The organism is Hymenobacter sp. DG01, assembly GCF_006352025.1.
Taxonomy (GTDB): domain Bacteria; phylum Bacteroidota; class Bacteroidia; order Cytophagales; family Hymenobacteraceae; genus Hymenobacter.
Genome location: NZ_CP040936.1, coordinates 1,798,790 through 1,811,123, shown reverse-complemented (window position 1 = coordinate 1,811,123; position 12,334 = coordinate 1,798,790). Strand labels below are relative to the sequence as shown.

The following is a 12,334-nucleotide window of genomic DNA, read 5'->3' as shown; positions in this document are numbered from 1 at the left end:
GTTGCCAGTTACCAGTTGTGAGTTGTCAGGAGCAGAGAGTGTATGGCTGTTGCGTTAAGAATCATTTGCCTTGAATCTGGGTTACTGACAACGCACAAATGAAGGATTATAAGCAGCTCGGTGTTTGGCAGAAAGCCCGAGCGTTAGCGAATCTGGTTTATCAGCTCACGCGCGGCTTTCCTTGGGAAGAAGTCTTTGGGTTAGCCAGCCAGATGCGGCGGTGCGCGGTTTCTGTTCCCTCCAACTTGGCAGAAGGATGTGGTCGTAACCATGCTCGTGATTCGCTACAGTTGTTCTTCATAGCTCGCGGCTCCTTATATGAGTTGGAAACGCAGCTTTACATTTCTTTGGACCAACAATATCTTTCTCAGGCCGCCTTTGATGATGCCGTAGCCCTGCTGGTGGAGTGTCGGCGGATGCTCAGCGGATTCATTAATTACTTTCAAGAACTACCGCCGAGTACCCAGTAAATCTTGCTTAACACAAACTGGCAACTGAAAACTGGCAACTGGCAACTCAACTATGGTAGAAGTTCAGCAGCTTACCAAAACCTTCGGCACCCAGGCGGCCGTGAACAATATCAGCTTCACAGCGGGCAAGGGCGAAATCCTGGGCTTTCTGGGGCCGAACGGAGCAGGAAAATCCACGACCATGAAAATTGCCACCGGCTACCTGCCCCCCTCGGCGGGCACGGTGGTGGTGGATGGCTTCGATGTGCAGACGGCCCCCCTGGAAGTGCGCCGCCGGGTAGGCTACCTGCCCGAGCACAACCCACTTTACCTGGATATGTACGTGCATGAGTACCTCGAATTCATTGGCTCCGTGCACGGGCTGAAGGGTAGCCAGCGTCGGCAGCGGGTGCAGCAGATGGTAGAGCGGGTAGGCCTGGGGCGCGAGCAGAACAAGCAAATTGGGGCCCTCTCCAAAGGGTACCGTCAGCGGGTGGGACTGGCCCAGGCTCTCATCCACGACCCCGGCGTTCTTATTCTCGACGAGCCTACCACTGGCCTCGACCCCAACCAGATTGGCGAAATCCGCAACCTGATTCGGGAACTAGGTCAGGACAAAACGGTCATCTTCAGCACCCACATCCTACCCGAAGTCGCTGCCCTCTGCAGCCGTGCCGTCATCATCAACCGCGGCCAGTTGGTGGCCGACTCGCCGGTAGCGGAACTGGGCGCCCGCGCCGCTGGCGAAACCATCATCCGCGCTGAGTTTGAGGAACCTATTGAGGTAGCACCGCTGCAGGCTTTGCCGGGCATCAATAGGGTAGAGGCCGAAGCAGGCAACATCTACCGCATCCAGGCGAAAGGCGGCACCGACCAGCGCGGCGCCATTTCCCGCCTGGCGGCTCAGCAAGGCTGGGTGTTGCTGGGCTTGCGGCAGGAAGAACAGAGCTTGGAGCAAGTATTCCAGTCACTGACAAAATAAGCTAGCCTCAATTAACAGGCCGTCATTCTTCGACAAGCTCGGAATGACCAACGAGTTGTTTAACCAGCGTATCACCATAGGACCCGAATGCTGACTATTCTTCGCAAAGAATTTAACTCCTTCCTTAACTCGCCAGTGGCCTACGTGGTCATTGGGGTGTTTTTGGTGGCTACCGGGCTATTTGTGTGGGTATTCCCGGATAGCTCGGTGCTGGACTACGGGTATGCCGATCTGCAGACGCTGTTCAACATGGCGCCCTGGATTTTCCTGTTTCTGATTCCGGCCCTCACCATGCGCACCTTCGCCGAGGAGAAGAAGGCGGGCACTATGGAGCTGCTGCTCACCCGCCCGCTCACCGACGGGCAGATTATCGGCGGCAAGTACCTGGCCTGCCTGCTGCTGGCCCTGCTGGCCCTGCTACCCACATTGCTCTACTACTACTCAGTGTACCAGCTGGGTAACCCTCAAGGCAACATCGACTCGGCGGCTACCGTGGGCTCCTACCTGGGCCTGACCTTGCTGGCAGCTGTATTTGCGGCCATTGGCGTCTTTGCTTCAGCCCTCACCCGCGACCAGATTATTGCCTTTCTGGTGGCTGTAGTGGGCTGCTTTCTGGTGTACTCCGGCTTCGATTCGCTGGCCTCGGTGTTTGGTGGGGCCCCGGCGTACTACATCGGGCAGCTAGGCATTGCGGCCCACTACCGCGACATCAGCAAGGGCCTCATCGACTCCCGCGACCTGCTGTACTTCGGTAGTCTGATTGTAGGGTTGTTGCTGGGTACTCGCTTGGTGCTGCAAAGCCGCAACTGGTAGTCTTTTCCTACCCCTTATTCAGCGCCAAATAGTGACGCTGAATCCTAACTATCTGATTTGCAATTCGCCACTTTATGGCTTCACCTGCTTCCGAACCTACTACCCCGGTAACCACTCGCAAACGCCGCGACCTAACGCGCTTTGGGGTGGCTGTGCTCGGGCTGCTGCTGCTCAACTTTCTGGGCGGGCTGTTTTTCTTCCGGCTCGATCTGACAGAGGAAAAGCGCTACACCATGGCCGGGGCCACCAAGCAGTTGCTGGAAAACCTGAAGCAGCCCGTAACCGTGACGGTGTACTTGGAGGGCGACTTCCCGCCGGCATTCCGGCGCCTGCAGCAGTCGGTACGCGAAACCCTGAATGAAATGCAGGTGTACGGCGGGGCTAATCTTCACTACGTGTTCGTGGACCCCTCGGCCGCCGGCACCGAAAAGGCCCGCAACGAGTATTACGCCACGTTGCTTAAGAAAGGCCTGCGCCCCACCAACCTCGGGGCCAACGAAAACGGCAAGCGGGTCGAAAAGATCATCTTCCCGTGGGCGACAATAGCGGCTGGGGGCAAAGAGCAGCAGGTGCTGCTGCTGCGCGGCAACCAAGCTGCCCCCTCCGATGTGCGCCTCAATCAAAGCATTGAAGGCCTGGAGTATGAGCTGGCCAGTGCCATCCGCAAGCTGAACCCCGGCCAGCGCAAGCGCATTGGAGTGCTGGAAGGCCACGGCGAGCTGTCGAACCAGGAAGCCGGCGACCTGATTGGCTCTCTGCAGCAGTTCTACGATGTATTTCGGGTAAATCTGAACCAGGCCCGCCCTCAGGACCTGAAAACGCTCAGCGCCATCATCGTGGCCAAGCCTGCTACGGCTTACTCGGAGCCCGAGAAGTTCAAGCTCGATCAGTTTATTACCCAGGGCGGCAACGCGCTGTTCTTCGTGGATGCCATGCGCGTCAACCTCGACAGCGCCAACCGGGGCGGCATGCTCTCGTTTCCGTTGCAGTTGGGCCTGGAGGATATGCTGTTCAAATACGGGGTACGCGTGAACCCCGATCTGCTCCTGGACCTCAACTCTGGCGTTATTCCGCTGGTCACGGGTAGCCTCGGCGACAAGCCCAAGGTAGAGCCCATGCCCTGGCAGTTCTACCCCCTCATCAACAACTTCAGTCAGCACCCCGTCACGCGCAACCTCGATGCGGTGTACACCAAGTTCGTAAGCAGCATGGATACAGTGAAGGCCGTGGGCATCCGCAAAACGCCGCTGCTGTTTACCTCGCGCTACTCCCGGGTGCTACCTGCCCCCGTGCCCGTCAACCTCAACGACGCCCGCTTGGAGCCCAACCCCAAGCTGTACACCTCGCAGTTTAAGCCGGTGGGCTACCTGCTGGAAGGGCAGTTCCGGTCCTTGTTTGCCAACCGTGCCGAGCCGGGTACTACCCGCTTCCAGCCCGCAACCTCGCCCCAGGCCCGTCCGGCCAAGGTGCTGGTTATTTCCGATGGCGACTTTGTGCGCAACGACGTGGACCCCAAAACCGGGCGGCCCTTCCGCCTGGGCTTTGACCGCCTCGCCAACACCGAGTTTGCCAACCGCGAGCTGGTCCTGAATGCCGTGGACTACATGCTGGATGAGTCGGGCCTGATTGCCGTGCGCGGCAAGCAGATTACCCTGCGCCCCCTAGACAAACTGCGCGCCATTGCCGAGCGCCGCCAGTGGCAGCTGCTGAACCTGGCGGCGCCGCTGGTGCTGCTGGGCCTATTCGGGTTGGTGCGGGCCTGGCGTCGGAAGCGGCGGTACGCTTCTTTTTAGATTAGCGAATAGTAAAAAATAGAACGGTCATTCCGAGCGGAGTCGAGGAAGCTCGCGTGCTGACGTTGGGTTAGCATGGCAACGTCAGCACGCGAGCTTCCTCGACTCCGCTCGGAATGACCGTTCTTATCAGATAGGTAATGCTATTGGCCTGCCTTGCTCAGTCGCTCGGGTATTCTGTTGAAACGTGCTTTCGGGCGGAGCCACACACACTTACCCTAGGGGGTTTAGGCTAGGGCAGGGGATAGGACAAGCTACAAATCCACGGGCGTGCTGCGCGGTACCAGAAGACGCGGGCTAAGTCTGGCCTATTCGGGTATCTTTGTTGGAAACGCTAGTGTTATATGCAAGACGCCGCCACTTATTCCGCTCCTCTCGGGCCTCAGCTGCCTAAAACTCCTACGGGCATTGATGGCCTGGATGAGATAACCGAAGGAGGCTTGCCGCTGGGCCGGCCCACCCTGGTGTGTGGTAGCGCCGGCTGTGGCAAAACCCTGATGGGCGTGGAGTTTCTGGTGCGCGGCATTCTGGACTACAACGAGCCGGGCGTGCTGATGGCCTTCGAGGAAACCGCCGATGAGCTGGCCGCCAACGTTACCTCCCTGGGCTTCGACCTCCAAGCTTTACAGGACCAGGGTAAGCTCCGCCTCGACCACGTACACGTAGACCGCTCCGAAATCGAGGAAACCGGCGAGTACGACCTGGAAGGCTTGTTCATCCGGCTGGGCTACGCCATTGACTCCATCGGGGCCAAGCGGGTAGTGCTCGATACCATTGAGGCTTTATTCTCGGGCTTCCCGAACCAGGCCATTCTTCGCTCTGAAATCCGGCGGCTGTTTCGCTGGCTGAAGGATAAAGGCGTAACCACCATCATTACGGCCGAGCGGGGCGAGGGCTCTCTTACCCGCCAGGGCCTGGAAGAGTACGTGTCCGACTGCGTTATCCTGCTCGATAACCGCGTGATTGAGCAGATTACCACCCGCCGCCTGCGTATTGTAAAATACCGTGGCAGTACCCACGGCACCAACGAATACCCCTACCTCATCACCGAGGAAGGCATTTCGGTACTGCCCGTTACCAGCCTCAAGCTGGCCCACGAGGTGTCCGACGAAATCGTGTCTTCGGGCATTCCGGCCCTCGATGAAATGTTCGGGCGCCGTGGCTTCTTTAAGGGCAGCAGTATTCTGGTTACCGGTACGGCTGGCACCGCCAAAACCACGCTGGCGGCAGCTTTTGCCGCGGAAACCTGCCGCTTAGGAAAACGCTGCCTGTTCTTTGCCTTCGAAGAATCGCCGCAGCAGCTCGTGCGCAACATGCGCTCCGTGGGCATTGATCTGGACAAGTACCAGCAGCAGGGCCTGCTGCATATTGAAGCCTCGCGGCCTACCCTCAACGGCCTCGAAAAGCACCTCGTCACACTGCACAAGTTTATTAAAGACTGGCAGCCGGAAGCAGTAGTCATTGACCCCATCAGCAACCTGATTACGGTGGGCAATATTGCCGAGGTGCGCAGCATGCTCACCCGCCTCATCGACTTCCTGAAGGTCAACAACATCACGGCTCTGTTCACTTCCCTTATCAGTGGGCGCAATATTCAGCAGGAAATGACCGAGGAAGGTGTGTCTTCTCTGGTGGATACCTGGCTGAGTGTACGCGACCTGGAGGGGGTAGGGGAGCGGAACCGTGGCATCAGCATTCTGAAGGCCCGCGGCATGGCGCATTCCAACCAAGTCCGCGAGTTTCTCGTTACCGACCAGGGCATTCGCCTGCTGGATGTAGTAATCGGCCCCACGGGCATCGTTACGGGGGCCAGCCGCCTGACCCAGCAGATAAAGGAGCAGGCCGAGGCCCTGGCTAACCAACAGGAGCTGGAGCGCAAAGACCGGGAGCTGGAGCGCAAGCGCCGGGTGCTGGAAGCCACCATCACCAACTTGCGCACGGAATTTGAGTCAGTGGAAGAGGAGCTGCGGCAAATCAACCACGATGAGCTGATGCGCCAGCAGGCCCTGCGCTACAACCGGCAAAACATGGCAGGTTCCTCGTCTCCCGAATAGGGCTCCACTACCTTCTTCCCCACTTACACCGTTCCCAGAGTATGGAGACCCCGCTTGCAACTACCGCCGCCGAAGATGAAATATGGGAACTGCGCCTCTACGTGGCCGGCCAGACGGCTAAGTCGGTTACGGCCCTGGCGAATCTGAAGTCGTACTGCGAGCAGCACCTGAAGGGTCGCTACAAGCTGGAAGTAATTGATTTGCTGGTGCATCCGCAGCTGGCGGCCGGCGACCAGATCCTGGCCATCCCGACGCTGGTGCGCAAGGTACCCGCCCCGATTCGTAAAATAATTGGCGACCTGTCGAACCAGGAGCGCGTACTGGTTGGATTAGACATCCGGGCGGTTGAGAGCAAGTAAACCCCACGGATGGAATCAGAGGAACAACCTGAAGGTGCCGCCGACTATGTGCTGCATCTTTATATTACCGGCGCTACTCCCAACTCTACGCGGGCTGTGCGCAACATTAAGGCCATCTGTGAGCAGCATTTGAAAAACCGCTACGAATTGCTGATCATTGACATCTATCAACAGCCAGAGCTGGCCAAGCAGGAGCAGATTGTGGCGGCTCCAACCCTGATTAAAAAAACGCCCCTCCCGGCCCGCCGCCTGATCGGGGATCTTTCGGAACATGATAAGGTGCTGCTGGCCCTGGGCCTGTCGCCACCGCAGGGCCCAGACCGCGTCCGCCCATGAGTGATAAAGACCAGCCCTGTGCCGCCGGCTTGCTCCGCGAAAATGAGGAATTGCGCCAGCAGCTGCTGGAAGCAGAGGAGCTGATTACGGCCATTCGTACCGGCGCCGTTGACGCGCTGGCCGTGCAAAGTGCCGAAGGTCCCCGCATCTTTACACTGCAAAGCGCCGACCAGGGCTACCGCACCCTCATTGAGCAAATGAACGAAGGCGCCCTGCTGCTGAGCCGGGATGCTACGGTGCTTTACGGCAATGCTTCGCTGGCCGGGCTGCTGGGGCTGGCCCTGGAAGAAGTCATTGGCAGCTCCTTCCAGAGCTTTGTGCCCCTGGCGTTTCGCACGTACTGGCACGGGCTGCTGGAGAAAGGCTGGGAAAGCAAAAGCCGCGGTGAAATACCCCTGCAAACAAAATCGGGCCTGCTGCAACCGTTTTCCGTCTCGATGAACGTGCTGGATTTTGATGGTATGCCAGTGCTGGCCATTATCATCACCGACCTCTCGGCCCAGCGGGAAATTGAGGATATCCGGGCGCGCGTGCAGGAGCAGAACAGCCTGCTGGAACACCAGCAGCAGGAGCTGTTGCGCCAGCAGCAGGCCCAGGCAGCCATTGCGCAGGCCGCGGCCGAAGCCAACCGTATGCTAGAGGGTATTCCGCAGATTGCCTGGACGGCCAGTCCCGGCGGGCATAATACTTTTCTGAACCGCCAGTGGTTTTACTACACCGGCCAGGATAACCTGACCCCTTCGGGCAGCAACATCAAAGCCAACATTCACCCCGAGGACTTGCCCACTGCCATGGCGCGCTGGCGCAACAGCCTTACGATGGGAACGGCGCTGGAGGTAGAGTGCCGGATTAAAAACCACCAGGGCCACTACCGCTGGATGCTGGGCCGGGCCCTACCCTCCCGCAACGAGCAGGGCGAAATCATTCAGTGGATTGGCACCTACACCGACATCCACGAGCACCGCCTGGCCCAGGAGCGCATTGACCGCGCCCAGCGGGAGCTGCAGGAAAACAACGAGCGTCTTACCCGTGTCAACGCCGACCTGGATAACTTTATCTACACTGCCTCCCACGACCTGAAGGCCCCTATCAACAACATTGAGGGGCTACTGCACGCGCTGCTACCGGAGCTGGACACGCCCTGTGGAGAGCAGGTGGAGCTGCTGCTGAATATGATGCAGGATTCCGTGGACCGCTTCAAGCGCACCATTGAGCACCTGACCGAAGTTACCAAGCTGCAGAAGGAAAACGACCAGCCCATAGCCACGGTGGATCTGGCTACCCTTATTCGGGAGGTCAGCCTGGATCTGGCCCCCCTGGTACAGGAGGCCGGCGGCGTGCTGGAAGTAACCGTGGGCAGCTGCCCCACCATTTCGTTTGCTGAAAAAAACCTGCGCAGCATTATCTACAATCTGCTCAGCAATGCCTTCAAGTACCGCTCGCCGGAGCGGGCGGCGCGAGTGCACATCCGGACCAGCCAGCTGGAGAAGTACGTGCTGCTGGAGGTGCAGGACAACGGGTTGGGGCTGAAGCCGGAAGCCACCCACAAGATGTTTTCCATGTTCCAGCGGTTTCACGACCATGTGGAGGGGAGCGGCATTGGCCTGTATATGGTCAAGAAAATGGTGGATAACGCCGGCGGCCGCATTGAGGTGCAGAGCCAGGTAGGAGAGGGCACCACCTTTTCCGTGTACTTCAGGCGCTAGACGCCAACCGTTGCGGCGGAGAGCAGGGCGCAGCCCGGGCGGCACCATGCCCGCGCCGGCCTACAAAACCATTTTGTCCTGGTCGGCGAAGGACGCGAGCAGTTCGTGCAGAGAAATATTTCCGTTTTCAGAGTAGGTAGCCAGGAAGGAGGTAGGGCTGTTGGGGTTCTGGTAGCCGGAGAGCTGCTGAAAAGCAGTTGGGTCCAGCACGGTGAAGCCCATAGACCACTGCGTAAAATTCCGGGACTGAATAGGCCCATCCGACAGCTTAGTTACGCCAAAATGACGTTGGTCGTGTTCAATACGCCCGAAAATGTAGCGTACGTCTTCCTCATGGCCTTCCAGCACCTGCATAATATGACCCTCGGAGTAAAGCAACAGGCCAGTTAAGCCGTGCGACTCGTTCCAGGCGCGGGACTGCTTCAGGAGCTTCTCAAGGTCTTCCTCCGTCAGGAGCATGGTAGATACACTTTGGTACACTAAGTGATGAAGTGCGGAAGGGGGCATGGACGGAGCGTTTGCAGGAAGACAGGTAATATAGAAAGAGGCTAATTAGTCTTTTTGCCGATAGAAGACAATAGTTGAGCTTGACTGCAGACGGTCTCAGGCGCTGCCGCCTGGCTGCTCGCCACCCGAAAAAACCAGGCGAAAAATGGGAAGGCCCGCTTCGGATTGCATAAAGCGGTTTCCAAACCCACTGCCGTTCCCTATCTTTGTCCTCTTAGAAAAAACCGACCGAAACCCGCCCCTTGTATGAAGTTTATCGTCTCGTCTTCCGCCCTGCTCAAGCAGCTCCAGAGCATTAATGGCGTGGTCACGAACAACCCCGTGGTGCCGATTCTGGAGAATTTTCTCTTTGAAATCGAGGACGGCAAGCTGACGATTACGGCCTCCGATCTGGAAACCAGTATGATGACGGAGCTGCCCGTGGAGGCTCGCGAAAGCGGCCGCATTGCCGCGCCGGCCCGCATTCTGCTCGATACCCTCAAGAACCTGCCCGACCAGCCCGTGACCTTCACCCTGGACGAGGAAACCTACACCATTGAAATTGCCAGCTCCAATGGCCGCTACAAGCTGGCTGGCGAAAACGCCACCGACTTCCCCCGCGTGCCGGTAGTGAAGGGCTCGGCTCCCGTGGAAATTCCGTCGTCGTCCCTGTCGCGGGCTATCAACAAAACCATCTTCGCGGTAAGCACCGATGAACTGCGTCCCGCCATGACGGGTATTCTGGTGCAGCTGGCTGATAACCAGGTAACCTTCGTGGCTACCGATGGGCACCGCCTGCTGCGCTACCGCCGCTCCGATGTGGGCGCTGGTCAGACCGCCAACATCATCATTCCGCGCAAGGCCTTTAATCTGCTGAAAGGTGCTCTGCCCTCCGAGGCTACTACCGTGCGCGTGGAGTTCAACAATTCCAACGCCTTCTTCAGTTTCAACCAGATGCGCCTCGTGTGCCGCCTGATTGATGAGCGCTACCCCGATTACGAGAACGTAATTCCGGTAAGCAACCCCAACAGGCTCATTATCAGCCGCCAGGAGATTCTGAACTCGGTAAAGCGCATCAGCATCTACTCCAACAAAACCACTCACCAGGTGCGCCTGCGCCTGGCTGGCTCCGAGCTGACGGTATCGGCCGAGGACCTGGACTTCAGCAATGAAGCCAACGAAAAGCTGGCCTGCCAGTACGACGGCGAGGACATGGAAATCGGCTTTAACGCTAAGTTCCTGACCGAAATGCTGTCGAACATCGACTCCGAGGAAATCACCCTGGAGCTGAGCACGCCTAACCGCGCCGGCCTGCTCATGCCCACTACCCCCGATGACAACGAGAGCATCCTGATGCTGGTGATGCCCGTAATGCTGAACAACTACGTTTAATCACGGATTTAGACGGATTTTTCGGATTTCACGGATTCGTTCTGTGACCGAAAAATCCGTCTTTCTTCTTTCAGCCTTAGTTGGTTGGAAACCGTGACACTGGCTCCGGCAACGGGCCAGCCAATTCCGCCCCGAGCGGAAAATGCGCGGCGTGCGGCCCGGAACGGAGGGCTGCCCGAATCCGTGAAATTCGAAAATTCCGTCTAAATCCGTGATATGAAGAAGTCTGAAATCCGCTTCAGCATTGCCCTCGACGACCAGAAAGTACCCGAGGCCATCAGCTGGTCGGCCACCGATGCGGGCCCCGATATTCACTTTGCCAAGGCCATCAACATTGCCCTCTGGGACCGGGACGAGCGTGGCACCATGAAGATTGACCTCTGGACCAAGGAAATGCCCGTTGATGAAATGAAGCGCTTCTATGTGGACACCATAGGCGCCATGGCCGAAAGCATCGTAACGGCCACCAACGATTCGGTAATGGCCACCAAAATGCGCGACCTGTGCCGCCAGCTGATGGACCACATTGAGGAAGAGGAGCGCAAACAGCGCTAGTACCTTCTGCTTAACTTACAAAAAAGCCGCGCCCGGATATCGGGCGCGGCTTTTTTTATAGACTTTAGCTACCGGGGAAGGTTGCTACTTGGTGCCGGGGGTAGGGGCCGCGGAGCGGGCCGGCCCGATGGTGGTACCATTGCTGCTAGCCGGCAGCGGGTTCTGCACCGAGTTTACAAAAATGGCGTCGGCTGCCTTGTTATAGTTCATGCTGAACGCGTTGTACGTAGGCCGCGAGCCATAATAGTCGCTGTACTGGTCGGTGCTGAGCACGGCCTGCAGCTCTTTGTCGCGCTCCTTACACACGGCGTCGCACTGTTGCTTTATCAGCTTATCGTTGCCGGCATTTTTCTGGTTGATAGCCACGATTTTAGCCTGCTTATCTTCGTTGATGGCCTGCAGACGGTTCTTCTGATAGCCATTCAGGCGCAGGTCGCGGGCCATTTGCTCCGAGAGCTTGCGGGCGTGGGCCTGCACCGGGTTGAGGCGAGCAGCGGCCGGGGTCGGTTTCTTCTGCGGGGCCTGGGCGGGCTTCTGCTGGGCATGCGCCCCGAGAGAAGCAACGAATAAGGCAGCCGCAGCGGCAAGTTTCTTTTTCATCGGAAAGGATGCTTAAGACAGGTCGAAGTCACAGAAAACCAGCGGGTTCATGGTACTGCAAAACCCACCGAATGTCTGTTCTTAACGAAAAACTATGCCAGGTAGTTTAATTACCCCGGAAAAAGCATGCGGCCCGCCGCATTACTACCCAACTAGTCAGGTAGCAGTGCAGCGGGCCGGAAGCGGGCTTTTAGAACTTGTTTTTCCACATCATCGACTCCACGGGCTTCACCGTGCGGTCGTTGTACTTGGCGTTGGCCTTGCGGTTGTAGAAGGTTTCTACATCGCCCTGCACGGCGAAGTAAATTAGCTGGCCTACGGGCATGAGGTGGTACACCCGCACAGGCATCGAAACGCTGATTTCCAGGGTCCAGGTGTTGCAGAAACCGATGTCGCCTTTGCCGGCCGTGGCGTGAATATCAATGCCCAAGCGGCCGACGCTGCTTTTGCCTTCCAGGAAGGGTACGTGGGCGTGGCTCTCGGTGTACTCCTCGGTTACACCTAGGTACAAGGTGCCGGGCTGCAGCACGTAGCCTTCCTCGGGGATTTCAAAAACGTCGATTTCGTTGTGCTTGCGGGCATCCAGCACGGCGTCGCGGTAGGTAGCCAGGTAGCGGCCCAGGTGCACATCGTAGGAGTTGGTGCCGAGGCAGCTCCGGTCGTAGGGCTCAATTACAATGTTGCCCCGCTCAATTTCGGCGAGAATCTGCTGGTCGGTAAGGATCATGCTTTCAATTAAAAATTAAGAATTAAAAAGTGAGAAACGGGCACAGGCCAGGCCTGCCAGCGGCACTGGGCCAGCCAGATGT

At 58.0% G+C, this 12,334-nt stretch carries 13 protein-coding genes; 10 read left to right on the top strand and 3 right to left on the bottom strand.

Annotation, left to right across the window (positions count from 1 at the left end; translation table 11 throughout):
• Positions 1 to 98: 98 nt before the first annotated feature.
• From FGZ14_RS07750 to FGZ14_RS07715, 8 genes are all read left to right on the top strand, one after another.
• The gene (locus FGZ14_RS07750) at positions 99 to 470 is read left to right on the top strand and encodes a four helix bundle protein (RefSeq protein WP_139923001.1); all 372 of its coding nucleotides are present in this window, start codon (positions 99 to 101) and stop codon (positions 468 to 470) included.
• A 52-nt stretch (positions 471 to 522) separates the two neighbouring features.
• Complete coding sequence (gene gldA / locus FGZ14_RS07745; protein ID WP_139922999.1) at positions 523 to 1,431, top strand: gliding motility-associated ABC transporter ATP-binding subunit GldA; 909 nt, start codon at positions 523 to 525, stop codon at positions 1,429 to 1,431.
• A gap of 87 nt (positions 1,432 to 1,518) precedes the next feature.
• Positions 1,519 to 2,244 (top strand): gliding motility-associated ABC transporter permease subunit GldF, encoded by a 726-nt coding sequence (gene gldF / locus FGZ14_RS07740; RefSeq protein ID WP_139922996.1) that lies wholly within the window; start codon positions 1,519 to 1,521, stop codon positions 2,242 to 2,244.
• A 74-nt stretch (positions 2,245 to 2,318) separates the two neighbouring features.
• Entirely contained in the window at positions 2,319 to 4,037 is a 1,719-nt protein-coding gene (gldG, locus tag FGZ14_RS07735; protein WP_139922994.1) for a gliding motility-associated ABC transporter substrate-binding protein GldG, read from the top strand.
• A 344-nt stretch (positions 4,038 to 4,381) separates the two neighbouring features.
• Positions 4,382 to 6,091 (top strand): circadian clock protein KaiC, encoded by a 1,710-nt coding sequence (gene kaiC / locus FGZ14_RS07730; protein ID WP_139922992.1) that lies wholly within the window; start codon positions 4,382 to 4,384, stop codon positions 6,089 to 6,091.
• A 41-nt stretch (positions 6,092 to 6,132) separates the two neighbouring features.
• Complete coding sequence (locus FGZ14_RS07725; RefSeq protein WP_139922990.1) at positions 6,133 to 6,450, top strand: circadian clock KaiB family protein; 318 nt, start codon at positions 6,133 to 6,135, stop codon at positions 6,448 to 6,450.
• Between the two features lie 9 nt (positions 6,451 to 6,459).
• A complete protein-coding gene (locus FGZ14_RS07720) occupies positions 6,460 to 6,786 on the top strand; it encodes a circadian clock KaiB family protein (RefSeq protein WP_139922988.1) in 327 nt (108 codons plus the stop codon).
• The gene (locus FGZ14_RS07715; protein ID WP_139922986.1) at positions 6,783 to 8,492 is read left to right on the top strand and encodes an ATP-binding protein; all 1,710 of its coding nucleotides are present in this window, start codon (positions 6,783 to 6,785) and stop codon (positions 8,490 to 8,492) included. The genes FGZ14_RS07720 and FGZ14_RS07715 overlap by 4 nt, the downstream gene beginning before the upstream one ends.
• Before the next feature lie 60 nt (positions 8,493 to 8,552).
• Here the strand turns inward: FGZ14_RS07715 and FGZ14_RS07710 are convergent, their stop codons facing one another.
• Positions 8,553 to 8,999 (bottom strand): BLUF domain-containing protein, encoded by a 447-nt coding sequence (locus FGZ14_RS07710; RefSeq protein WP_139922984.1) that lies wholly within the window; start codon positions 8,997 to 8,999, stop codon positions 8,553 to 8,555.
• Between the two features lie 246 nt (positions 9,000 to 9,245).
• Here FGZ14_RS07710 and dnaN point away from each other — a divergent pair, with 246 nt between their 5' ends.
• Positions 9,246 to 10,370, top strand: coding sequence for a DNA polymerase III subunit beta (gene dnaN, locus FGZ14_RS07705; RefSeq protein WP_139922981.1), 1,125 nt, complete (start codon positions 9,246 to 9,248; stop codon positions 10,368 to 10,370).
• A gap of 216 nt (positions 10,371 to 10,586) precedes the next feature.
• The gene (gldC, locus tag FGZ14_RS07700; RefSeq protein ID WP_139922979.1) at positions 10,587 to 10,925 is read left to right on the top strand and encodes a gliding motility protein GldC; all 339 of its coding nucleotides are present in this window, start codon (positions 10,587 to 10,589) and stop codon (positions 10,923 to 10,925) included.
• An 84-nt stretch (positions 10,926 to 11,009) separates the two neighbouring features.
• On the opposite strand, the gene FGZ14_RS07695 is transcribed toward gldC, so the two are convergent.
• Together FGZ14_RS07695 and dcd are read right to left on the bottom strand one after the other, a co-directional pair.
• Positions 11,010 to 11,525: a hypothetical protein gene (locus tag FGZ14_RS07695; protein WP_139922977.1), complete on the bottom strand. Its 516-nt coding sequence runs from the start codon at positions 11,523 to 11,525 to the stop codon at positions 11,010 to 11,012.
• 190 nt (positions 11,526 to 11,715) lie between these two features.
• On the bottom strand, positions 11,716 to 12,252 hold the full coding sequence (dcd, locus tag FGZ14_RS07690; protein WP_139922975.1) for a dCTP deaminase: 537 nt from the start codon (positions 12,250 to 12,252) through the stop codon (positions 11,716 to 11,718).
• Positions 12,253 to 12,334 lie beyond the last annotated feature (82 nt).

Bases quoted from the DNA above. Each gene is read 5' to 3' on its own strand.
- gldC (WP_139922979.1), top strand. From the start codon at position 10,587: ATGAAGAAGTCTGAAATCCGCTTCAGCATTGCCCTCGACGACCAGAAA.
- gldF (WP_139922996.1), top strand. From the start codon at position 1,519: ATGCTGACTATTCTTCGCAAAGAATTTAACTCCTTCCTTAACTCGCCA.
- FGZ14_RS07710 (WP_139922984.1), bottom strand. From the start codon at position 8,999: ATGCCCCCTTCCGCACTTCATCACTTAGTGTACCAAAGTGTATCTACC.
- FGZ14_RS07715 (WP_139922986.1), top strand. From the start codon at position 6,783: ATGAGTGATAAAGACCAGCCCTGTGCCGCCGGCTTGCTCCGCGAAAAT.
- FGZ14_RS07720 (WP_139922988.1), top strand. From the start codon at position 6,460: ATGGAATCAGAGGAACAACCTGAAGGTGCCGCCGACTATGTGCTGCAT.
- gldA (WP_139922999.1), top strand. From the start codon at position 523: ATGGTAGAAGTTCAGCAGCTTACCAAAACCTTCGGCACCCAGGCGGCC.
- FGZ14_RS07750 (WP_139923001.1), top strand. From the start codon at position 99: ATGAAGGATTATAAGCAGCTCGGTGTTTGGCAGAAAGCCCGAGCGTTA.
- kaiC (WP_139922992.1), top strand. From the start codon at position 4,382: ATGCAAGACGCCGCCACTTATTCCGCTCCTCTCGGGCCTCAGCTGCCT.
- dcd (WP_139922975.1), bottom strand. From the start codon at position 12,252: ATGATCCTTACCGACCAGCAGATTCTCGCCGAAATTGAGCGGGGCAAC.
- gldG (WP_139922994.1), top strand. From the start codon at position 2,319: ATGGCTTCACCTGCTTCCGAACCTACTACCCCGGTAACCACTCGCAAA.
- FGZ14_RS07725 (WP_139922990.1), top strand. From the start codon at position 6,133: ATGGAGACCCCGCTTGCAACTACCGCCGCCGAAGATGAAATATGGGAA.
- FGZ14_RS07695 (WP_139922977.1), bottom strand. From the start codon at position 11,525: ATGAAAAAGAAACTTGCCGCTGCGGCTGCCTTATTCGTTGCTTCTCTC.
- dnaN (WP_139922981.1), top strand. From the start codon at position 9,246: ATGAAGTTTATCGTCTCGTCTTCCGCCCTGCTCAAGCAGCTCCAGAGC.